Source organism: Robertmurraya beringensis (genome assembly GCF_042433785.1).
Classification (GTDB): Bacteria; Bacillota; Bacilli; order Bacillales; family Cytobacillaceae; genus Robertmurraya_A; species Robertmurraya_A beringensis.
Window position 1 is genome coordinate 100,993 of record NZ_JBHLUU010000128.1, and the last position, 20,541, is coordinate 121,533.

Genomic DNA, 20,541 nt, shown 5'->3' on the forward strand with positions numbered 1-20,541 from the left:
GAGGATTGTCAGAAAAATTTACTATTTATATGATCGATTTTTGTTAGATTTTCTGCTTGAAAAAGTGAATGAAAAGGAATATGATGATATGTAGACATATTGTTAACTTTTTGTGTCTTTTTTTCAACATTTTCTTGTCTTCTTTCGTGAAAAACATCACAAACTTTTCGTTGTTATTATAAAATAAATTCCTTCATAGAAGCGGAAGATAAAAAAAACACAAAAACTATATATAAAAAAGGTGGGTTTGAACGTCTTGAGAAAACCAAAAATCGTAGTATTAGGTGCCGGATACGGTGGATTAATGACAGTAACAAGATTACAAAAGCAAGTCGGAGTAAATGAAGCGGATATCGTTCTTATTAATAAAAATGATTACCACTATGAAACAACATGGTTACACGAAGCATCAGCTGGTACATTGCACCATGACCGTGTTCGTTACAATGTGACGGATGTTATTGACACGAACAAAGTGGAGTTTATCAAAGGTACGGTTCTTTCTATCAACTCGGAAGAAAAGAAAGTGGTTCTTGAAAAAGGTGAGGTAGAGTACGATTACCTTGTTGTATCACTAGGTGCAGAGCCAGAAACGTTCGGAATTAAAGGATTAAAAGAGCATGCATTTGCGATTGCTAATATCAATGCTGCACGTCAACTTCGTGAACATATTGAATACCAATTCGCTACGTACAACATGGAAGAAGAAAAGAAAGATGAAAGATTAACCATCGTTGTTGGTGGTGCAGGATTTACAGGAATTGAGTTCTTAGGTGAATTAACAAACCGTGTACCTGAACTTTGCCGCGAGTACGATATTGATTTCGGTAAAGTGAAATTAATTTGTGTTGAGGCAGCTCCAATGGTACTTCCTGGATTTGATCCAGAGCTAGTGAGCTACGCAACTGCTCAATTAGAGCGCAAAGGTGTAACATTCATGATCGGTACGGCTATTAAAGAAGCAACTGAAAATGGTATTGTTGTTGGTAAAGGCGAAGATGAAGTAGAAGAAATTAAGGCTGCAACAGTGGTTTGGGCTGCGGGAGTTCGCGGTAGCTCAATCATTGAAAACTCTGGTTTTGAAGCAATGAGAGGTCGTGTAAAGGTTCAACCTGACCTACGTGTTCCAGGACACGACAACGTATTTATTATCGGTGATTGCTCACTAATCATCGATGAGAAGGTAAATCGTCCATATCCTCCAACTGCTCAAATTGCGATGCAACAAGGGGAACTTTGTGCAAGCAATCTTGTCGCTCTTATTCGTGACAAAGGTGAGTTAGGTCACTTTACTTTCGATAATAAAGGAACAGTGTGCTCACTTGGACATGACGATGCAATCGGAGTAGCCTTTGGTAAAAAGATGACTGGTGGAACAGCTTCATTCATGAAGAAGATGGTTGATAACCGTGCATTATATATGATCGGCGGACCTTCACTAGTCCTGAAAAAAGGTAAATTCAACGTTCTATAATAGACGAGAAAGAACAAGCTGCTTAAAACAGCTTGTTCTTTTTTTGTTGTTATCGGTGATATAATTATTGTATAAGTGGGGTGTGGAATGTGAAGAAAGCGGAAAGAGGAAAGGTCTGGCTAGCAGTGGCTGGTTTGGTTATAAATGAACATGGTGAATGGCTTGTGGTAAAAAAGAAGTATGGGGGATTGAAGGGGAAGTGGTCCTTACCCGCAGGATTTGTAGATGAAGGGGAAACAGCAGACGAGGCTGTTATTCGGGAGGTAAAAGAGGAAACAGGCTTAACCTGCCGTGTGGACCAGTTGCTTGGAGTACGAACAGGGGTCATCAAGCATGAAATTAGTGACAATATGATTATGTTTCTTTTGCAGCAAACAGTCCTTGAGGAAAGTATTGTCATTCAAGAAAATGAGCTGTATGAGGCTGCTTTTATCCTTCCAGACCAGTTGCTCGATGAGAATACAGCTTCCATCATGCTCGCATATATGGTTGAAGCGATGAGATCTCAAGAGAGGATGAATGTCGATAGCATTGATCCAGGACAGCAGTTCGGATACACATCATACAAATTGTTTTTGTAATATTAAAATATTTAGAAATAGCATGAAAAACAGAGAAAAGAACACTTGTATGCGTTTCCACCATTTGTTTTTGGTAGATTTTCTTACTTTCCCTTTTTGTTTTTTCATGATATATTATCTGAAAATTCAGTCGTTTGGAAAGGTTGAGGAAAATGAGTGCAGTGAAGGTTGAAACAAAGGAATGTCTTTATTGCTCAGGTAAGGGCTATTTCCAGCTATTACTTGGTGGTTCAGAAACATGCCCAAGCTGTGGGGGAACTGGAAAACAGAAAGAATCAAAATAACCAAACTTCCTCCGTGTATGATGCGGAGTATTTTTTTGTCCATCTTTCCTCCGGTCATTTTATTGACGAAAAACGTTTGCTTTTAGTACACTAAAAGTTGATGTGTGAAGGGGGAAACAACCAAATGCCAATGACGATATTTGTTCTACCAATATCCATGCTTTTGTTCTTTGTTTTATTTTTTGGAATCGGATTCATCTTAAATATGCTACTAAGAATGTCGTGGATTATGGCAATCATTTATCCAATCGTTTCAATCCTCATTGTGGATGTAGTTAGCTTCAGTGAGTATTTTACAAATAGCGCTGCTGCATTTCAAGACTTGGGAAACCGATTTATGAATCTAGCACTTGCAGACATTCTCATTTTAAGCAGTGGAATGGCAGGAGCCATACTTGCAGGAATAACGATAAAAATGTTAAGAAACAGGGGATATCGCATGTTTTAGCCTTCACATCAGTGGAGGTTTTTTTATTTTATATGCCTACTTGTTAAAATATACCAAACTCTACTAATTCACTAAAATATGAATACTTCTCTCGGAAATGGGAAATGACTATTTTTGGGAGGAGTGAACAAAAGATGAAAATAGTGAAATTGTTTATAAGGCGTGCCATGTTGATGGTGTTATTTTTGGGAGCTATAGGTGCAACATTTCAAAGTATCTCAGGTGTAAAAGCTGAATCTCTACTGGCAAATACAAATTTTGGTGACGAAGTGGACGATGAGGATTCTGTCATTGATCACACCGTAAAAAAGATCGGATTGGCATTTAAATTTTTAAATAATATAGCTAGTGAAAAAACATTAATCTCATCAAGTGAAGAAGTAATGGGTGCTCCGCCAAAGCTTGAAGAAGCATTTGATTGGGGACAATACCCGAAAGCGACGGTAACAGCTACTGGCTACACTGCAGGTGTTGAATCGACTGGGAAGAATCCTGGGCATCCAGAGTTTGGAATTACATATTCAGGTGTGAAGGTAACAAGAGACTTATTTTCAACAGTAGCTGCGGATTTAAATGTTTTTCCAATCGGAACCATTCTCTTTATTCCTGGTTACGGATACGGAGTTGTAGCCGATAAAGGTGGAGCGATCAAAGGCAATAAAGTAGACCTTTACTATGAAACAGTTGAAGATGTGTACAACAACTGGGGTAAGAAAACAATAGAAGTGTATGTGCTTGAAAAAGGCGATGGTAAGCTGACAGAAGAAGACCTTCGTGCCTTAAATGAGGACAAGGCATTACAAGTGTTTCGTCAGCAATATACGAGTTCAGAAAGTAAGTAAGTAAAAAGGCGAGTTTCCCATAGGAGGAACTTGCCTTTTTAGTTTTCCAATCAATCTTAAAAAGTTAAGTGGAAATATTATGTTTATGAAGTGATGAACCGAAGGAAGAACGCAACGAGCACACCGGTGATTCCTCCAAAGAATACTTCAATTGGTTTGTGCCCAAGAAGCTCCTTTAACTCTTTTCGTTTCTCTTGTTCAGGTTTATTTGGCCACCCTTTTGCTTCATCTAAAAATTTGTGAAAATCATGTACAAGCTGATTTAGTACAATAGCCTGTTCTCCCGCTTGCCTTCGCACACCTGTCGCATCAAACATGGTTATTATAGCAAACACAGCTGATACAGCGAATATAGGGGAGTCAATTCCAGTTTCGAAAGCGACACCGGTAGACAATGCGGTTACAGCAGCTGAATGGGAGCTGGGCATTCCTCCTGTACTTGTAAGCAGGGACCAATCAATCTTCCGTGTAGCGAGATACTGAATAGGAACCTTCACAAATTGAGCAAAAAAGATGGCAATCAAGGAAGCGATAAATGGGAAGTTAAATAAAAAGTCCATATAGTATATACCTCTTTTCTCCATCATGAATCCATACCACAAAATTTTCTAGTTTATCACATGATTTTCCCATTTTCCTTTGCTAAGATAGTGGTAAATGAAGCACCGTTTAGGGGGGAAGTCATTGTCACACTATCCAGCTGAATATTATGAGTTTTTTATTTCTTTTAATGAAGGTGATTATTATACATGTCACGATTTACTGGAAGAATTGTGGATGACTGATAAAGGAAATTATTTTTTAAAAGGCTTATTACAAATGAGTGTAGCGATTTATCATTATGAATACGGTAATGTTGTTGGTGCAAGATTGATGATGAAGGTGGCTTATGAGTATTTAGACTCGTATCGTCCCAAGCACTGGGGTTTAGACGTGGAAAAGCTCCATGCATTTATTTACCAGTGTCTTACTATTATACCACAACATATCGATCGAATTCCGTTTGAAAAAGTAGGGACACTCCCACGCCTACCCCAGTACTATTTATTTTTAGAAGAAGATAATTAGATATTCGAAATATTTTTTTATATAATAGTTTTATAAATGTTGGAGGTGACGGTATGTTTTCCGTACATAATAAAATGGATTTATCCGCGAAGTTGGACGCACTAGTCGTAGGCTTTTTTGATAAGCCAGTAAAGTTTGACGGTGAATTAAAAGAGCTAGATAATCAATTCGAAGGCTATTTAACTGAATTAGTAAAAAGCGGTGATTTATCCGCGAAAAAGAAGAGCATAACGAAAATACATACATTTGGAAAAATTGGTGCAAGAAATTTATATATCGTTGGTCTTGGAAAAGAGAATCAAGCTACTTTTGCGACTATACGTGAAGCATTTGGAGCAGCGTGTAAACAAATTCAATCCGCAAAGCTTGTTGAGATGGCTGTTCACTTAGATTCTTTCATTGGGAAAGAACTAGACGCGTTGGATGTGGCTCATGCAGCCGGAGAAGCACTTGCTTTAGCTACGTATGAGTTTAAAGGCTATAAGCAAAAATCGAATGAGCCAGAAAAAAGGATTGAACATGTCCATGTGTACAGTGAGCAGTTAGAAAAAGAAGACAATCAGGCAGCGTTAACCGTAGGATATGTATACGGAAAAGGAACAAATTCTGCCCGAACACTAGTAAACTTACCTGGAAATATGCTGACGGCTACCGATATGGCTAAATACGCAATGGAGTTAGGTGAAAAATACGAATTTGAAATAGAAATTCTTGAAAAGGAGGATATGCTAAAGCTTGGTATGGGTGCGATGTTAGCCGTTAACCAAGGTTCAATCGAGCCGCCAAAAATGATTGTTCTGAAGTATCAGGGGAAAGAGGAATGGACAGATGTAATCGGTTTAGTTGGAAAGGGGATTACCTTTGATACGGGCGGATACTCGATCAAGCCAAAGGATGGCATTGTTGGGATGAAAACCGATATGGGAGGTGCCGCGGCGGTCCTTGGAGCAATGGAAATCATCGGTGAATTACGTCCTGAGCAAAATGTCGTTGCTGTCATTCCTTCGACAGATAACATGATTAGTGGTACAGCCTTTAAGCCAGACGATGTGATTACGTCTATGAGTGGAAAAACGATTGAAGTATTAAATACGGATGCGGAAGGCAGATTAGTATTGGCAGATGCTCTCACATATGCCAAGTTCCATGGAGCACAGTATTTGGTTGACGTAGCAACTCTTACTGGTGGAGTGATCATCGCGCTTGGTACAGATACAACTGGTGCAATAACAAATCATGAAGGATTATTTGAGCAAGTACTTGAAGCCTCTTCTGAAGCGGGTGAACCTATGTGGCGACTTCCTCTTTTTGAAAAGGATAAAGAACGAGTAAGAAATAGTAAAATTGCTGATCTGAACAATTCACCTGGCCGAGAAGGTCATGCGATCATGGGTGGAGCCTTTGTCGGTGAGTTTGCCGAAAATACTCCATGGGTACATTTAGATATTGCAGGAACAGCTACCACTTCTAAAGCATCCGACTTAGGCCCAGACGGAGCAACCGGTGTCATGACAAGAACACTCGCCCTTTTTGTCGAGCGATTTGAAGCAATTAAATAGTGGGTAGCAGTCCAATTCACAACTGAATTGGACTGCATTTTTTTGTTGAAAATCAAGGCTTTATAGGCGGAGAAATTCCGGTTAATGTGCATAGTAGGGGCTCAAGAAGCAGATATAAGCGGAAATTTTCCGATTAACTTCTTTATTTATACCTAAATCTAAAGATTTGGTTCATATAAGCGGAAAAACTCCGCTTGTTTTTCGGGAAATGTCGGTATTTCCCGGAATAAACGGAATTTCTCCTTTTATTTTTCAAGCTGAGTGAAAACAGTCTAAAAAATGCTTGGAGACACAATGTCCCAAGCATTTTTGCTTATCAAATGGCACTGTTACTTAAAGTGTGAATTACCGGTTGAATAACAAGGTTAGTTCTAATTTTGAACTTCAAGTAAACGTCCATAGAGTTTTTTATTTCCTTGACAGGCTATAAAATTCTATGCTATTTTAATTCTTGTGTTTTATCACTCTACCAATTTACCAAACTAAAGTATTGAATATAGAAAGGAGCACATAAACAACATGAATGCAGTCATCCTTGCCGTGCTTGTTATGCTACTATTAAGCTTATTTCGCGTAAATGTCGTGTTATCCCTCATTATCGGAGCGATTGTCGGTGGACTAACCGGAGGATTATCGATCGAAGAAACAATTGAAATTTTCTCTGGAGGATTAGGAGGAAGTGCGGAGGTTGCCTTAAGTTACGCTTTATTAGGTGGCTTTGCGATTGCCATCTCAAAGACTGGTCTACCGAATGTATTGGTCGATGCCGTCTTAAAAATGGTTCAAAAGAATGGGGATTCCAAAGCTAAGATTTATTCAAAAGCGTTGATCGTATTTGCTATTTTATTAATGGCCTGCTTCTCGCAAAATCTAATTCCCATCCATATTGCGTTTATTCCCATTCTAATTCCACCTCTATTAAACGTGATGAATGAGTTGAAAATAGATAGAAGATTAATAGCGTCTGTATTAACATTTGGGTTAACAGCCCCTTATATCCTTTTACCAGCAGGTTTTGGTAAAATTTTTCACGATATACTAGCTACTAATATGTCTGATAGTGGATTAACCATTGACCCTACTGATATTCCGACAGCCATGCTCATTCCGACAGCGGGTCTTTTAGTAGGATTATTAATTGCTATTTTCTTTTCTTACCGTAAAGGAAGAAACTATGAAACACATGATTTAATTAAAGTTGAAAAGCAGGAACAAAGTAAGTTTGCCATTATTTTTGCCGTTCTAGCTATCATTGGTGCATTGATCGTGCAAATTCTCCTCGATTCTATGATTATTGGTGCTCTTACAGGAATCATCATTATCTACTTGAGCGGTTCCGTGAAATGGCGTGAGGCGGACGAGCTTTTAACAGATGGAATGAAAATGATGGCCTTTATCGGATTTGTGATGTTATCGGCCTTTGGATTTGCCGAAGTATTAAAAGCCACGGGAGCTGTGGATGAACTTGTTCAACAGTCTGCGAATGTGATTGGTGGAAACCAGGGGCTGGCTGCTTTATTGATGCTAGTAGTAGGTTTGCTAGTTACTATGGGAATTGGTTCTTCATTTTCTACCATCCCTATCATTGCTACCATTTTCGTGCCACTTTGTATGGAACTAGGCTTTAGTCCGATGGCTACGATCGCATTAGTAGGGACAGCCGCAGCGCTAGGGGATGCTGGCTCTCCAGCTTCTGATAGTACACTCGGTCCTACAGCAGGATTGAATGCAGATGGTCAGCATAATCATATTTGGGATACATGTGTGCCAACCTTTGTTCATTACAATATCCCACTTGTCATTTTCGGTTGGATTGCCGCTATGGTATTATAATAGATGAAAGTGCAGCTTTCTTTATGAAGGCTGCATTTTTTGATAGGCTCTTACATATTAACAATAGGGGAGTGCTTGTATGTATTTTGGAAAAATAAGCAAGAAGACGAATGATCGTGTTCCTCCTAATCAAAATGTAACCACCACTTTTCCTGTGTTGCATCACGGGAATGTTCCATATTATAAAAACTTAAATGAATGGACTCTCCGTCTTTTTGGTGAAGTAAAAAACGAAGCAATTTTCACTTTTTCTGAACTCATGACCCTGCCACAAACCGAATATCAAAACGATATTCACTGTGTGACAGGGTGGTCGAAGCTTGATACTACTTGGAGTGGAATAAGTACGCGTGCTGTGCTGAATACCGTCGAATTGTTAGAGGGTGTGGAACATGTCATTTTTCATGCGGAAGAAGGCTGGTCAGCTAATATTCCTTTTGAAGACTTTGCAAAAGAGACAAGTCTGCTCGCACACAGCTTTAATGGAGTGCCTCTGACAGCTGAGCATGGATATCCGCTTCGCGCGGTGATCCCACATTTGTATTTTTGGAAAAGTGCCAAATGGCTTCGGGCCATCGAGTTTTCCAAAAATGATAAACCGGGTTTTTGGGAGAAAAATGGCTATCACAACTATGGGAACCCATGGAAGGAAGAACGTTTTACTTGGGATTAGAAGAGGGAAATTCAACCATATTTTAAAAAGAAGGTAGACAGGGCATTGCACAAATGATTACAATTATGAAGTTGAAGACAGAACTGATTGATTTGAAAAGGGCTGTTTGGCAAGGAGGATATTATGGAAGAATGGATTTTTAATATTATTGAGAACTATGGGTATCTTGGTGTATTTTTAATTATTGTCATAGAAAATGTGTTCCCACCCATTCCATCTGAACTTGTTTTACCGTTTAGCGGATTTATGACAACCAAAACTGAATTGTCGGTAGCGATGATGATTGTTGCGTCAACGGCCGGATCAGTGGTTGGTGGAACGATTTTATACTATATTGGTACGATTTTGGATGTTGAACGTTTGGAAAAAATTGTGGATCGTTGGGGTAAATATCTTCAACTAAAAAGAGCAGATGTATACAAAGCGGATGCGTGGTTTGACCGTTACGGAATTTGGACAGTATTCTTCTGCCGAATGGTTCCGTTATTAAGAAGTCTTATTTCTGTTCCTGCCGGGATGTCTAATATGAAAATGCCATTGTTCCTACTGTTCACACTGTTAGGAACAGCGATTTGGAACACACTTCTAATTGTTATTGGTGCAAAGCTCGGAGAAAATTGGACGCAGATTTTAAGTTACACTGAAGTGTACTCCGATATTATATATGCAGTAGGTGCGATTGCGATTTTAGCGGTACTTATCTTTTTCGGAAGAAGAATTTTTTATAAAAAGTAAGAGTTTATACATGGAACACATTAATAGAAACAGAGGTATGTAATTGATGAATGTATGGGATATATTTGTTGCGATTATTTTAGGCCTTGTAGAAGGGTTAACGGAATTTGCTCCAGTTTCCTCAACCGGTCATATGATTATTGTGGATGATATGCTTTTTAAATCAAAAGAATTGTTTGGTAGTGAAGTGGCAAACACGTTCAAGGTTGTTATTCAGCTTGGTTCCATTTTGGCAGTTGTCATTGTGTTCAAAGACCGTTTTATTCAGTTATTGGGGCTTTCATCAAGAAAAGCTAAACAAGAGTATGGTGGGAAAAAGCTAAGACTTTCTCAAGTTATCGTCGGTCTTCTTCCAGCAGGTATTCTAGGTGTGTTATTTGATGACTATATTGATGAGCATCTTTTTACAACCGAAACGGTATTAATCGGACTTGTTGCTGGTGCGGTTCTCATGATTATTGCCGATCTAATGCCAAAGGATAAAAAGCCAAAGGTGGAAACGGTCGATCAGATTACGTACAAGCAAGCCATTATTATTGGTTTATTCCAATGTATCGCACTATGGCCAGGATTTTCTCGCTCAGGCTCGACGATGTCTGGTGGAGTCATTTTAGGATTAAGTCACCGTGCAGCAGCTGATTTTACATTCATTATGGCTGTTCCGATCATGGCTGGTGCAAGTATGATTTCTCTATTAAATAGCTGGGAATACTTCACTATGGATGCACTGCCATTCTTTATTGCAGGCTTTATTAGTGCGTTTGTGTTTGCGCTTATCAGCATTCGTTTTTTCCTGGCGTTAATCAATAAAGTTCAATTAATTCCATTTGCCATTTATCGAATTGTTTTGGCAACGATTATTTTTGTTGTATTTATTCTATAAAAGTGAAAGGCCTCCATTTGGGGGCCTTTTCCTATTAGTCGAAAAAGTCGAAATAAAATACATCGTATCCTCTTTCAAAAAACAATTGGAATACAATATAAGCAAATCCTAAATATTCATAAACTCCTTCATACATTCCAATTTCCAATTTAAATTAACTCCTCGCTTTCTATGTGTACTGGATGAGAACGGCTAGATAGCCAATGAAAAAGATTGGTGGGTAAACCTGCTCCGGATGCTATACCGGTATGTCCATTTGGCAATTGAATGAGCTCCTTATCTTTGCTGCCTGATAATGTGATCATAGGCAAAGCTTGCTCTAGTGGTACAAGTTCATCATTTGTTGATGCAATGACTAAAAGGTTAGCAGATATTTGTTGCAATCGAGCTGGTTCTCCTCCAATTTTAAACTTTCCTGTCATTAACTTATTGTGAATGATTAAGTCATTCACGATTTGCTTAAGAGCGGCACCTGGAAAGGCGATATGCTCCTTTGTCCATTTATTGAATAGTGACCATTTATGTGCATATTCCTGGTTATGACCTTTTTCTAATAACGATAAATACGGAGAAATATAAACAGGGGAAGTGATCAGGCGAACTCCGTAATTGATAAAGGCTGCTGGAATTATTCCTAGCGCATCAGTAAGAGGTGATAGGTCGATTCTTTCATCCTTGATCGCTTGGTGCAGCAGATCAAACTTTGGAAAATACGAAAAGTCGACAGGAGTAACAAAGAGAATAAGATTCTCGATTGGTTCCTTGGCCATAGCTGCGTAAATAGCAGCGAGTGTTCCTCCAAGGCAAAATCCCATGACAGTAATGCTATTGCTATTAGAGTGTTTCAATGCGTGTCTTGCACCTGGTTGAATATACTTGAGAACATAATCATCAATGGTCATGTCGCGATCCTCGTATCTTGGAATACCGAAGTCGATTAAATACACCTCATAGCCAGCCTTTGTAAGAGCACCGATTAAACTTGTATTTGGCATTAAATCTAATATCGTGGGCTGATTCACTAAGGAGTAGACTAAATATAGAGGTGTATGATATTTTTTTACTGGGGCAGGGTAGTACCATAATGTGGCTTTGTTTCTTTTCCAGAGTGCTTGTCTATGTGTGGATGCTGTGATGGAAGCTCCGTCGGTAAACGCACGGAACAGTGAACTCCATCGAGTTTTCTCTAGGGAAAATCGTTCTGCTTCCATATTACTCACCAAGCTTTGACTGATTTAATAAAGCATCTGAGAGCCTAGCAAGGTTTTCTTGAACAAGCTTTGCTCGTTCTTTGCGGTCAAGAGGTCTTCTGCTTGCTTTTTGTAAGGGCGCTTTTTTAGAAGATGAAGGGGTTGTGCCTATTGCAGCTTCTAAACGCTGTAGAGTTGTTTCTATTTGTGTTAATCTTTGCTGAATATCCTCGAGCCGATCTTCGTTTTGAATCGTCAGTTTTGCCACACTTGCCACATCTCTTTTGGTAGGAATGTTCAATGGAACCGAGGCCGTTTCCACAGCGTCTTGAATTTCTTTAATCAGTTTCCCATACCATTGAGTTCTTCTGCCTAGTAGTCCGACGATGTCCTCTTTATTTACTCGGTTTTTTATCCATTCGTTTACTAAAGTCTCCGCTTTTGATCCAGTCAATTTAATTTGGCTATATAAATCATCAAGCTGTTCGCTGCGCAATGATCTCAGCTCCCTTTTTTAAAAGTACAAAAAATATCACTATATATTATAGACAGGCATTAAGGGAAGGTGCCAAAAAATAGATATTTGCCTTTGCCTTATTTTTCAACGGTCAAGAAAATGTCAATACTTTGAGGGTTGGAAAAGCATATTCTACTGCAAACGGTAAATAATATCTCCGTACCATATTTAAGGAGGTTTTTTTGCAGAAAAATGCTAGAGGATATGTTCAAGATTCAGTAAGTGCTTTATCAGAAGCAAAGGATTGCTTACAAAATGCATTAAATACAGTGGAAAAAGGATCGAACCGTGACCGCATCGAGCAAACTTTGCAACAAGTAAACTCAGCCCTACAATCATGTGACCAAACAGCTGGAGTATTAGGTCAGGAGTAAAAGGGTACAGGCGTGAATTCTTATGGAATTCACGTTTTTTTTGTATAAAGTAGCTTATGTTTTTAGGATATATTTCCATATGATGGACATTTGCCTATCCCAACTAGGTGTTTGTTGCATATGAAGTAGTGTAGGGAAGTACAGACACGAAAAGGAGGTATACGAATGCAACATCATTACGTTGGACCGTATCATCGTGGAGATAATAGATTCTTCTTTGGCGCACCGTTTGCGGCTAGTTTATTAGGTGGTTTTGCTGGGGGGTTGCTAGGTACCGCGTTTTTTCGGCCAAGGCCATTCTACCCATATCCATGCCCATACTATCCACCAGTATATGGCTATGGATACGGATACGGATACCCATACTACTAAAAATAAATTATGTTAGAAAACTAAAATCACGACGAAAAGGTTGAAATCACAATGAATGATTTCAACCTTTTTATGGTGCAAACACCCTTACATCCACCTGACTGTAAGAGTCAAGTTGCAACAATTCATTGTATCTATATCTCTGCTGAAGACTAGTTTTAACCCATCAGGTGTATAGCTCACAACGGGGATGTTCTGAATTCCCGTATGCTTGATTTGATCCTCGACAAGCTTCTGCTTTGATTCTTGTGCGTTACTCATAAGCTGTTTGGCAAACTCCTTTGAATCGGCCATTCTTTCAAGAAGCATACTTGCATCTTTCATCAGTGATTGCATATATTTAGCTGAAGTCATAAATACCTGTGGATTTACCTCTTGAAAAGGCCTGAGGTAATAAGGTTGGTAATAGAAAGGTGACTGACGTGTACCTACGGAGTAATAGAGCGAATAGTGTGGATAGGCTTGAAAGGGTAAGGCATAGTATGGAAAGCTTCTAGGATCGTAGCAGTACAACCATTTCACATCCTTTATAAGAAAATAGGGTAGATTTCCAACATAATATATGCGTCCGAAAGAATGTCTAATGATAACATTACAAAAATGTTAAAATAACCTAGTTGGTTCTATATTTTGCTATAATGAATTTACTTAGTTACTAATGTTGTTAAAGTGGTTTTGGGAGGTGAAAGAATGGAGTTAGATTTTATTCTTGATTTAATTGAGGAAAATGGATATATAGGGCTGTTCCTTTGGCTTTGGTTTGGAGTTGTAGGCATGCCAGTACCTAATGAAATCATAGCCATGACGGTGGGGTTAGCGGCATCCCTAGGTACCTTAAATCCAGTATGCATCTTTCTTTCTACGTATCTAGGAATAGTCGCTGCACTAACGACAAGCTACCTCGCAGGAAAGTACATAGGTGTTAGACTCCTTCCATTCTTTCAAAAAAGCAAACGGATCGCTCGAACCATTGACCGTTCCTTCCAATCCATTGAGAAGTACCATGCTTTTTCCCTTCTGTTTAGTTACTTTATCCCTGGATTACGAAACTTTGTCCCATTTATTTATGGACTAAGCAAACTGTCCTATAAAGTTTTTGCTCTGTTTGCCTATAGTGGGGCTTTTATTTGGCTGAGTATCGTTTTTTCAATAGGATATTGGTTTGGTGATCAGAAGGAGATTCTCGTCGAGTATGAAACCGAATTACTCTTCATGGGAAGTATCGTTTTTGTATGTGTGTTTCTTTTATTAAAAGTAATCAATCGAAAAAAAATAAAAAAGCTTAGGAGGTCTTCCACTCTATGATGGGAAACTCATTAATTCAAACGCTAGGAATTGAATTTAAACAGATTGAAAAAGGAAGAGTCGTCGCTACGATGCCTGTAGATGACCGCACACGCCAACCGTTCGGCCTTCTCCACGGCGGTGCTTCTGTTGCACTGGCAGAAAGTGTTGCTTCAATCGGTGCGTACGAATTGGTTAATAAGGAAAAGGAAGTTGTTGTTGGCTTAGAGATTAATGCCAATCATATCAAAGGTAAGAGAGAAGGTATCGTTACCGCTACTGGAACGGTACTTCATCAAGGTCGAACAACCATGGTGTGGGATATTAAAATAACAGACGAACAAGACCAGCTTATAAGTGTCTCACGCTGTACAATAGCTGTTATCGAAAAAAGATAAAAAAATCCATGTGTGAAGTTCACACATGGATTTTTTACTATTCCCTAGCACGTTCTTTTTTTACTGTAGCTAAATCGTCCTGAACACTGTTTTCCCAAAGCTTCCCATTTGTATTGTACGCAGCTCTAGCGATCAGATGGCCCGCCACTGGCGAGGTCATAAAAATAAACACAATTCCAAGAATCAGTCGAGAATTCATATGGCCCTCTAATAGATAGAAGTAGAGAAAGGTACCTGCTAAAACAAACATAACTCCTAATGTAGCGGCTTTAGACGCAGCATGTGTGCGTGTATACACATCTGGCAATCGGATAAGACCGACAGCTGTAACAACGGTTAGGAGTGCTCCAAGTGCGATGAATATCCCGATAATAACCTTAACTATTTCGATCACGTTCAAGGATGACCCCCTTTTCTAAATACTTGGAGAAAGCAACTGTCCCAATAAAGGCTAATATTCCGATCAACAAGATAACCTCTAGGAAAGCATTCGATTTTAACATGATGGAAACAAGTGCAATGATGGCAACTAAGCAGATTCCTAGAGCATCAAGTGCAACCACCCGGTCTGGTGTTGTAGGACCTTTAATGACCCGGTACACCATAGCAAGCATGGATAGGGTAATACAAACTAAAGAAATGGTTATGACCCACTGTAACACTACCTGCTCACCTCCATGATGGCTTTTTCAAATGTATTTTTGATACTAGAAATGGCAGCCTCCACATCTGAAGCGTCCATTGCATGGATATAAAGAGTTCGATTATCATCTGAAATATCCACCACTAATGTCCCGGGTGTTAATGTAATCAGATTGGCTAACAAAGTGATTTCCCAATCATTTTTTAATTCCGTAGGAAGAGCGAAAATTCCTGGCTGAATATCAAGCTTGGGTTTAATGATTACCTTTAAAACAGCAATATTTGAAAGAAGAAGCTCTTTTATAAAAATGGCAATCAGATTGACCACCGCTACTACTCTTAATAAGTAAAAGCGGGAAGGGAAAAAACGTCGAAACGTAAAGACGAGCAATAACCCGAAAAAGTAGCCAACAAAGAAATCGATCGGTTCATTTGAGACCTTTAAAAACATCCAGACAAGAGCTAGAAAAACATTTAATAAAATTTGAAATGCCATGGTTATCACTCCTTCATGACGGCATTGATGTAGGTGGAAGGATTAGCCAATGTTTCCGCAGCTTCTAAAATATACGGGTAAACAAGCTCCGCTCCAACTCCATACAACACAGAAATAATCACTAAAATAGCGGGAGAGATAAGCAACCAGCTAACAGGAGCTTTTTCTTCCTTTTCGTAAGTGCGATGAATGCCCCAAAATCCATTAATGAAAATTTTCATAACAGAAAATAGAACAAGGAGACTCGACATTAACACAATTCCAGCACCCCAATAGGCTTCTGCGCCAAAACCACTCTTAATGATCAACAGCTTACCGACAAAGCCACTGAGCGGGGGAATTCCAGCTAAAGCAAGGGCAGATAGTAAGAACATCCATCCTAGTAATGGATAATTTTTAATCAATCCACTGATTTTCTTTAAGTTGCTTGTTCCTGTGATCGCAATAACGACTCCAACAAGCAGGAATAATGCGGCTTTTATCAGCATGTCATGAATTAAATAAAAAATCGCACCTGTCAAAGATTCGGTTGTATTTACCGAAACCCCAAACAAAATTACACCAACGGCAACGATAATGTTATATATAATAATCTTTTTAATATCCCAGTACGCTAAGGCTCCTATAATGCCGACAATTATCGTAATGACGGCAAGTACCCCTAACAGCTCATGAGTATAGCCAGGGTCATGAGGGAAAAAGAGTGTATACGTCCTCATGATAGAGTAGACCCCAACCTTGGTTAAAAGGGCACCGAACAACGCCAAAACAGGTGCAGGAGGAGCGTAATACGAACCAGGTAGCCAGAAATAAAGAGGGAAAATGGCTCCTTTTAAGCCGAAAACGATTAAAAATAACACGGCAATGACTGTTAAAATACCAGGCTGTCCCACTTCTGCAATTCTTGTGGAGATATGTGCCATATTTAGCGTTCCAACCACTGAATATAGGTAAGCAACGGTAATAACAAACAACGAAGAAGAGATAATATTCACTAATATATATTTCACCGATTCGCGAAGCTGCGCCTTTGTTCCCCCCAAGACCAATAGCACATAGGAGCTCATTAGCATCACTTCAAAGAAGACGAAAAGGTTGAAAATATCTCCTGTTGTAAATGCACCATTAATCCCGACAATTAGGAATTGCAAAATAGAATAATAGTAGAACTTTTCTCTTTCCTCTCCAATTGCTCGGAAGGAATAGAGACAACAAGCGAATGCAATCACACTTGTTGTCAAAACAAGAAGGGCAGATAGCATATCAGATACTAACGTAATCCCAAAAGGTGCTTCCCAGTTTCCTAAGTTCAATGTTTGAATTCCATCTGCTCGTACCTTTTGAAAAAGGAGAACCGACACAAATACGGTGGATAATAGTGATAGAGCCGACACCCACCTAGAGGCGATCGTAAAGCGATTCAGAAAGATTAGTATAACCGCTGTTAAAAGCGGAATCAGTATAGGTAATAAAAGCAAATTATTCATTGATCTTCGTCCCTCTCAAGCGATCCATGTTGTCCGTTCCTAGCTCCTGGTACGCACGATAAGCTAATACTAGAAAAAAGGAAGTAACACCAAAGGCAATAACGATAGCCGTTAATATTAATGCCTGAGGCAATGGATCATTGTACTGGGCAGCATGTTCTCCAAGTAAGGGAGCAGCACCATTCTTTAGGCCTCCCATCGTTAAAACCAATAAATGTGTGCCATGACTTAATAGTCCCGTTCCGATAATAATTCGAAGTAAACTTTTAGAAAGCATTAAATAAGTGGCTGCCATAAAAATAATACCAACTACAAACGCCATAACGATTTCCATTATTCGTCCTCCCCTATTGTTTGAATAATGGTCATTGTGACACCGATAACGACAAGATACACACCGATATCAAACAACACTGCTGTATGCAAAGATGTTTTGCCAAGGAGAGGCAAGTAGACATCACTAAATGCATGAGTTAAAAATGGAACATTAAACAGCAATGCACCAGCTCCAGTTCCAATGGAAAAAAGAAGCCCAATTGCTGTCATAATACGGTAGTTGACGGGTAATATATTAGCTACCGTCTTCATATCAAACGCTAGGAGCAAGAGTACTAGAGCCCCTGCGGTCATCAATCCTCCAATGAATCCTCCACCCGGATAATAATGTCCAGCAAAGAAAAGATGAATAGAGAAGAGGAGAATGATGAACAAAATCACTTTTGTTACGGTTTGTAGAATGAGGTCATTCGTTCTCATCCTTCTTTCCCCCTTGTTAGACGTAGTTTAATCATTGCAAAAATACCAAGTGAGGCAATCGCAAGTACACAAATTTCAAATAGTGTATCAAAGCCACGGAAGTCAACGAGAATGACGTTAACCATATTTTTTCCTGCAGCTCGGATATACGTATTGTCTACGTAAAATTGAGAGATAGAGTCAAAAAGCTTTGTACTATTGGCGGAAAGGGCGATGGCTGTGACAATCGCACCCACTCCGATAGAAATAATAGCATTTGTAAGTTTAAAAGGAATTTTTGATTCTTCCTTTTTGAATTTCGGTAAATGATAGAAACAAAGTAGAAACAGTGCGACTGACACCGTTTCAATCACCAGCTGAGTAAGTGCTAAATCAGGCGCACGGAAAACGACAAAGAAAAGGGCAACCGTATACCCAACTGCTCCAAGTAAAATAATAGAGGTGAGTCTTGATTTAGCAAACAAAATGGTAATGGTGGCTACGACGATAAGCAAGGAAAGAACCAGCTCATAAAAGCCAATGCTAGATACATTTGCGGTATCGATCACAAACGCGTCTTTCTTATAAAGTGTGTAGCCTAAAATCAGAATGAAAAAGGCGAAAATATAAACCAAGTACGTCCGGATATAGCCATTCATATAAAATCTGGTCAGCTTAAACGACCCAGACTGAATCGCTTCTAGTCCCTTGTCATACAGCTTGTTTAAGGTTAATTTTTCAGGAAGTAAGTCATAGGTTCTTTCCCATTTCGGTAACGTCAAATACAGAATGATCCCCAGAACCACAACCCCAATGGTCATAAATAATTCGATGGTTGGTCCATGCCAGAAATAGATATGAACGTCAAAAATATCTCCTGGAGAAAGCAGGCTAGGTAAGATAGAAGCCATCGCCGGTGAAATTAAATTATGCGAAAGGATATTCGGAAATAATCCAAAAATGATGACTAAAGAGCCGAGTACAACTGGTGAAATGAGCATCCCAAGTGGTGCCTCATGCGGCTTCTTCTTTAATCCTTCCGGTTTGTATTTGCCAGTAAACGTTCTAAAGACGAGCTTCATGCTATATATGAACGTAAATACACTGGCGATCCAAGCGAGGACAGGAAATAATAATCCCCAAGTGCTTAAAGAGAAAAGGTCCAATTTTAAAATATTCACCATGCCGGTAAAGAACATTTCTTTACTTAAAAATCCGTTAAATGGTGGCAAGCCAGCCATAGAAAACGCACCGATAATTGCCAGCGTAAAGGTAATTGGCATCAAATGCATCAATCCGCCAAGCTTCCGAATATCACGTGTTCCCGTTTCATGATCAACAATTCCTACAACCATGAACAAGCTTCCTTTGAAGGTAGCATGATTAATTAAGTGGAAAACAGCGGCTGTTGTTGCCACGGTAAACACATTATCGTCTATTCCATCATAGTGTAGAGCAGCAGCACCAACACCTAATAAAGACATAATCAAACCTAATTGGCTTACGGTAGAGAAGGCAAGTATGCTCTTTAAATCTGTCTGTTTGACAGCTGAAAAAGAACCCCAGAACAATGTGACAATACCGAACCCTGCAACAAGCCAGAGCCAAACAGGTGATTCAGCAAACACAGGACTCATTCTAGCAACAAGATAAATACCCGCCTTAACCATGGTAGCCGAATGAAGATAGGCACTAACAGGCGTTGGTGCTTCCATTGCATCAGGTAGCCAAATATGGAATGGAAACTGAGCTGATTTAGTAAAAGCACCAAGTAAAAAGCAGAGTATGGCTGGAATAAGCAAGTTGTGATCTAACACAACGTCCGATTGCGCAACAATTTCTGAAATGCTAAAGGTTCCTGTCATGAGGTATAGGAGGATGATGCCTCCTAGCATGGCAAGTCCACCGAAAACGGTGATTAACATAGACTTTTGTGCACCATATCTCGACTTTTCACGGTGATACCAGTAACCGATAAGTAAAAAGGAAGAAATACTAGTGAGCTCCCAAAAACCGTACATAACGATTAAATTATCGGATAAGACCACACCAAGCATAGCTCCCATAAATAAAAGAAGATACACATAGAAGCTGCCGAGCTGTTCCTTATCCTTTGCTAAATAATAGATCGAATAAAGAACAACTAAAGCCCCAATTCCTGAAATAAGCAAGGCAAAGAGCAGTCCAAGTCCATCTACTTTAGCAGCAAAATTAATGCCAAGAGAAGGAATCCACTCGAAGCTTTCATATACCGTACCTTGGTGCGAAGTGGTACCGATAAACGAAAGAAAATAGATAAATAATACAACTGGTAAGGGTAGTACAAACCACCCCGTATGAATCTGTCTAATGCTTTTGGAAAAGGTAGGTATGATGACCGCAAGCAATAGAGGTGAAACAATGGCCAAGTGTAGCAAAGACAAAACAAAACCCCCTCTTTATATGTAAGTAATAACTGTTTTATGAAAGTAATACTGCCTATTACTATTTCCATAATTTTCTCCGAACATGCTTCCTCTTTCTTTTACCGAAACAGCCATATAAAAAAGTATAACGTAAAAAAACCGACCTTGCATGCCTCAAGCGCACAACATCCCTTACTTGAAGCAAAACTAATAAATAGGTAGAAACGCAGATCAAAAGGTGAAAATTTTTTTATTTTTTTT

26 protein-coding genes are annotated in these 20,541 nt (G+C 39.2%); 15 read left to right on the forward strand and 11 right to left on the reverse strand.

Going from position 1 to position 20,541, the window contains the following annotated elements; genetic code table 11:
* The first annotated feature begins 256 nt into the window (after positions 1–256).
* The 5 genes from ACFFHF_RS24305 (at position 257) to spsC (ending at position 3,629) form a co-directional block, all read left to right on the forward strand.
* A complete protein-coding gene (locus ACFFHF_RS24305; protein WP_377059251.1) occupies positions 257–1,474 on the forward strand; it encodes an NAD(P)/FAD-dependent oxidoreductase in 1,218 nt (405 codons plus the stop codon).
* 89 nt (positions 1,475–1,563) lie between these two features.
* Entirely contained in the window at positions 1,564–2,055 is a 492-nt protein-coding gene (locus ACFFHF_RS24310) for an NUDIX domain-containing protein (protein ID WP_377059252.1), read from the forward strand.
* Between the two features lie 152 nt (positions 2,056–2,207).
* Entirely contained in the window at positions 2,208–2,339 is a 132-nt protein-coding gene (locus ACFFHF_RS24315) for a YuiA family protein (protein WP_160546242.1), read from the forward strand.
* 124 nt (positions 2,340–2,463) lie between these two features.
* Complete coding sequence (locus ACFFHF_RS24320; RefSeq protein ID WP_160546241.1) at positions 2,464–2,787, forward strand: YuiB family protein; 324 nt, start codon at positions 2,464–2,466, stop codon at positions 2,785–2,787.
* Positions 2,788–2,921: 134 nt separating this feature from the next.
* Entirely contained in the window at positions 2,922–3,629 is a 708-nt protein-coding gene (gene spsC, locus ACFFHF_RS24325; protein ID WP_377059253.1) for a stationary phase survival protein SpsC, read from the forward strand.
* Between the two features lie 83 nt (positions 3,630–3,712).
* Here spsC and ACFFHF_RS24330 read toward each other — a convergent pair whose 3' ends face one another.
* Positions 3,713–4,189, reverse strand: a complete 477-nt coding sequence (locus ACFFHF_RS24330; protein ID WP_160546239.1) for a divergent PAP2 family protein — start codon at positions 4,187–4,189, stop codon at positions 3,713–3,715.
* Between the two features lie 124 nt (positions 4,190–4,313).
* On the opposite strand from ACFFHF_RS24330, the gene ACFFHF_RS24335 reads away from it, so the two are divergent.
* The 6 genes from ACFFHF_RS24335 to ACFFHF_RS24360 all read left to right on the forward strand — a co-directional run bounded on the left by ACFFHF_RS24335 (position 4,314) and on the right by ACFFHF_RS24360 (position 10,380).
* Complete coding sequence (locus ACFFHF_RS24335) at positions 4,314–4,697, forward strand: DUF309 domain-containing protein (protein ID WP_160546238.1); 384 nt, start codon at positions 4,314–4,316, stop codon at positions 4,695–4,697.
* Positions 4,698–4,750: 53 nt separating this feature from the next.
* Positions 4,751–6,256 carry a leucyl aminopeptidase gene (locus tag ACFFHF_RS24340; protein WP_377059254.1) on the forward strand — a complete coding sequence of 502 codons (1,506 nt, stop codon included), beginning with the start codon at positions 4,751–4,753 and terminating at the stop codon, positions 6,254–6,256.
* A 519-nt stretch (positions 6,257–6,775) separates the two neighbouring features.
* Positions 6,776–8,089, forward strand: a complete 1,314-nt coding sequence (locus tag ACFFHF_RS24345; RefSeq protein WP_160546236.1) for a Na+/H+ antiporter NhaC family protein — start codon at positions 6,776–6,778, stop codon at positions 8,087–8,089.
* A gap of 79 nt (positions 8,090–8,168) precedes the next feature.
* Positions 8,169–8,762: a molybdopterin-dependent oxidoreductase gene (locus tag ACFFHF_RS24350; protein ID WP_160546235.1), complete on the forward strand. Its 594-nt coding sequence runs from the start codon at positions 8,169–8,171 to the stop codon at positions 8,760–8,762.
* Between the two features lie 123 nt (positions 8,763–8,885).
* A complete protein-coding gene (locus tag ACFFHF_RS24355) occupies positions 8,886–9,497 on the forward strand; it encodes a VTT domain-containing protein (protein WP_160546234.1) in 612 nt (203 codons plus the stop codon).
* A 46-nt stretch (positions 9,498–9,543) separates the two neighbouring features.
* Positions 9,544–10,380 (forward strand): undecaprenyl-diphosphate phosphatase, encoded by an 837-nt coding sequence (locus ACFFHF_RS24360; protein WP_160546322.1) that lies wholly within the window; start codon positions 9,544–9,546, stop codon positions 10,378–10,380.
* Positions 10,381–10,529: 149 nt separating this feature from the next.
* On the opposite strand, the gene ACFFHF_RS24365 is transcribed toward ACFFHF_RS24360, so the two are convergent.
* Both ACFFHF_RS24365 and ACFFHF_RS24370 read right to left on the reverse strand, forming a co-directional pair.
* Entirely contained in the window at positions 10,530–11,591 is a 1,062-nt protein-coding gene (locus ACFFHF_RS24365; RefSeq protein ID WP_377059255.1) for an alpha/beta fold hydrolase, read from the reverse strand.
* A 1-nt stretch (position 11,592) separates the two neighbouring features.
* Positions 11,593–12,066, reverse strand: coding sequence for a WASHC3/CCDC53 family protein (locus tag ACFFHF_RS24370; RefSeq protein WP_160546232.1), 474 nt, complete (start codon positions 12,064–12,066; stop codon positions 11,593–11,595).
* A gap of 203 nt (positions 12,067–12,269) precedes the next feature.
* On the opposite strand from ACFFHF_RS24370, the gene ACFFHF_RS24375 reads away from it, so the two are divergent.
* Positions 12,270–12,461: a hypothetical protein gene (locus ACFFHF_RS24375; RefSeq protein ID WP_119709779.1), complete on the forward strand. Its 192-nt coding sequence runs from the start codon at positions 12,270–12,272 to the stop codon at positions 12,459–12,461.
* 165 nt (positions 12,462–12,626) lie between these two features.
* Positions 12,627–12,833: a hypothetical protein gene (locus ACFFHF_RS24380; RefSeq protein ID WP_160546231.1), complete on the forward strand. Its 207-nt coding sequence runs from the start codon at positions 12,627–12,629 to the stop codon at positions 12,831–12,833.
* Positions 12,834–12,920: 87 nt separating this feature from the next.
* On the opposite strand, the gene ACFFHF_RS24385 is transcribed toward ACFFHF_RS24380, so the two are convergent.
* Complete coding sequence (locus tag ACFFHF_RS24385) at positions 12,921–13,346, reverse strand: YuzC family spore coat inner layer protein (protein ID WP_377059256.1); 426 nt, start codon at positions 13,344–13,346, stop codon at positions 12,921–12,923.
* 177 nt (positions 13,347–13,523) lie between these two features.
* Between ACFFHF_RS24385 and ACFFHF_RS24390 the strand changes: the two genes are divergently transcribed.
* Both ACFFHF_RS24390 and ACFFHF_RS24395 read left to right on the forward strand, forming a co-directional pair.
* Entirely contained in the window at positions 13,524–14,138 is a 615-nt protein-coding gene (locus tag ACFFHF_RS24390; RefSeq protein WP_340905260.1) for a DedA family protein, read from the forward strand.
* Positions 14,138–14,515, forward strand: a complete 378-nt coding sequence (locus ACFFHF_RS24395; protein ID WP_160546321.1) for a hotdog fold thioesterase — start codon at positions 14,138–14,140, stop codon at positions 14,513–14,515. Before ACFFHF_RS24390 ends, ACFFHF_RS24395 begins: the two co-directional genes overlap by 1 nt.
* Before the next feature lie 37 nt (positions 14,516–14,552).
* On the opposite strand, the gene mnhG is transcribed toward ACFFHF_RS24395, so the two are convergent.
* Genes mnhG through ACFFHF_RS24430 form a run of 7 tightly spaced genes read right to left on the reverse strand, consistent with a single transcriptional unit; the run spans position 14,553 to position 20,298 of the window.
* Positions 14,553–14,909 carry a monovalent cation/H(+) antiporter subunit G gene (mnhG, locus tag ACFFHF_RS24400; protein WP_340906335.1) on the reverse strand — a complete coding sequence of 119 codons (357 nt, stop codon included), beginning with the start codon at positions 14,907–14,909 and terminating at the stop codon, positions 14,553–14,555.
* Positions 14,893–15,129, reverse strand: coding sequence for a Na(+)/H(+) antiporter subunit F1 (locus ACFFHF_RS24405; protein ID WP_160546320.1), 237 nt, complete (start codon positions 15,127–15,129; stop codon positions 14,893–14,895). The genes mnhG and ACFFHF_RS24405 overlap by 17 nt, the downstream gene beginning before the upstream one ends.
* A gap of 47 nt (positions 15,130–15,176) precedes the next feature.
* A complete protein-coding gene (locus ACFFHF_RS24410) occupies positions 15,177–15,653 on the reverse strand; it encodes a Na+/H+ antiporter subunit E (RefSeq protein WP_160546227.1) in 477 nt (158 codons plus the stop codon).
* 5 nt (positions 15,654–15,658) lie between these two features.
* Positions 15,659–17,140 (reverse strand): Na+/H+ antiporter subunit D, encoded by a 1,482-nt coding sequence (locus ACFFHF_RS24415; RefSeq protein ID WP_160546226.1) that lies wholly within the window; start codon positions 17,138–17,140, stop codon positions 15,659–15,661.
* The gene (locus tag ACFFHF_RS24420; RefSeq protein ID WP_160546225.1) at positions 17,133–17,474 is read right to left on the reverse strand and encodes a Na(+)/H(+) antiporter subunit C; all 342 of its coding nucleotides are present in this window, start codon (positions 17,472–17,474) and stop codon (positions 17,133–17,135) included. Before ACFFHF_RS24420 ends, ACFFHF_RS24415 begins: the two co-directional genes overlap by 8 nt.
* The gene (locus tag ACFFHF_RS24425; protein WP_160546224.1) at positions 17,474–17,896 is read right to left on the reverse strand and encodes a Na(+)/H(+) antiporter subunit B; all 423 of its coding nucleotides are present in this window, start codon (positions 17,894–17,896) and stop codon (positions 17,474–17,476) included. The genes ACFFHF_RS24420 and ACFFHF_RS24425 overlap by 1 nt, the downstream gene beginning before the upstream one ends.
* Complete coding sequence (locus ACFFHF_RS24430; protein ID WP_160546223.1) at positions 17,893–20,298, reverse strand: Na+/H+ antiporter subunit A; 2,406 nt, start codon at positions 20,296–20,298, stop codon at positions 17,893–17,895. Before ACFFHF_RS24430 ends, ACFFHF_RS24425 begins: the two co-directional genes overlap by 4 nt.
* Between the last annotated feature and the right edge of the window lie 243 nt (positions 20,299–20,541).

Excerpts from the sequence above, each read along its gene's own strand:
- ACFFHF_RS24330 (WP_160546239.1), bottom strand. The coding sequence starts at position 4,189 with ATGGACTTTTTATTTAACTTCCCATTTATCGCTTCCTTGATTGCCATC.
- ACFFHF_RS24405 (WP_160546320.1), bottom strand. The coding sequence starts at position 15,129 with ATGCTTGCTATGGTGTACCGGGTCATTAAAGGTCCTACAACACCAGAC.
- ACFFHF_RS24395 (WP_160546321.1), top strand. The coding sequence starts at position 14,138 with ATGGGAAACTCATTAATTCAAACGCTAGGAATTGAATTTAAACAGATT.
- ACFFHF_RS24415 (WP_160546226.1), bottom strand. The coding sequence starts at position 17,140 with ATGAATAATTTGCTTTTATTACCTATACTGATTCCGCTTTTAACAGCG.
- ACFFHF_RS24350 (WP_160546235.1), top strand. The coding sequence starts at position 8,169 with ATGTATTTTGGAAAAATAAGCAAGAAGACGAATGATCGTGTTCCTCCT.
- ACFFHF_RS24360 (WP_160546322.1), top strand. The coding sequence starts at position 9,544 with ATGAATGTATGGGATATATTTGTTGCGATTATTTTAGGCCTTGTAGAA.
- ACFFHF_RS24420 (WP_160546225.1), bottom strand. The coding sequence starts at position 17,474 with ATGGAAATCGTTATGGCGTTTGTAGTTGGTATTATTTTTATGGCAGCC.
- ACFFHF_RS24315 (WP_160546242.1), top strand. The coding sequence starts at position 2,208 with ATGAGTGCAGTGAAGGTTGAAACAAAGGAATGTCTTTATTGCTCAGGT.
- ACFFHF_RS24365 (WP_377059255.1), bottom strand. The coding sequence starts at position 11,591 with ATGGAAGCAGAACGATTTTCCCTAGAGAAAACTCGATGGAGTTCACTG.
- ACFFHF_RS24380 (WP_160546231.1), top strand. The coding sequence starts at position 12,627 with ATGCAACATCATTACGTTGGACCGTATCATCGTGGAGATAATAGATTC.
- spsC (WP_377059253.1), top strand. The coding sequence starts at position 2,922 with ATGAAAATAGTGAAATTGTTTATAAGGCGTGCCATGTTGATGGTGTTA.
- ACFFHF_RS24345 (WP_160546236.1), top strand. The coding sequence starts at position 6,776 with ATGAATGCAGTCATCCTTGCCGTGCTTGTTATGCTACTATTAAGCTTA.
- ACFFHF_RS24320 (WP_160546241.1), top strand. The coding sequence starts at position 2,464 with ATGCCAATGACGATATTTGTTCTACCAATATCCATGCTTTTGTTCTTT.
- ACFFHF_RS24410 (WP_160546227.1), bottom strand. The coding sequence starts at position 15,653 with ATGGCATTTCAAATTTTATTAAATGTTTTTCTAGCTCTTGTCTGGATG.
- ACFFHF_RS24425 (WP_160546224.1), bottom strand. The coding sequence starts at position 17,896 with ATGAGAACGAATGACCTCATTCTACAAACCGTAACAAAAGTGATTTTG.
- ACFFHF_RS24340 (WP_377059254.1), top strand. The coding sequence starts at position 4,751 with ATGTTTTCCGTACATAATAAAATGGATTTATCCGCGAAGTTGGACGCA.
- ACFFHF_RS24390 (WP_340905260.1), top strand. The coding sequence starts at position 13,524 with ATGGAGTTAGATTTTATTCTTGATTTAATTGAGGAAAATGGATATATA.
- ACFFHF_RS24355 (WP_160546234.1), top strand. The coding sequence starts at position 8,886 with ATGGAAGAATGGATTTTTAATATTATTGAGAACTATGGGTATCTTGGT.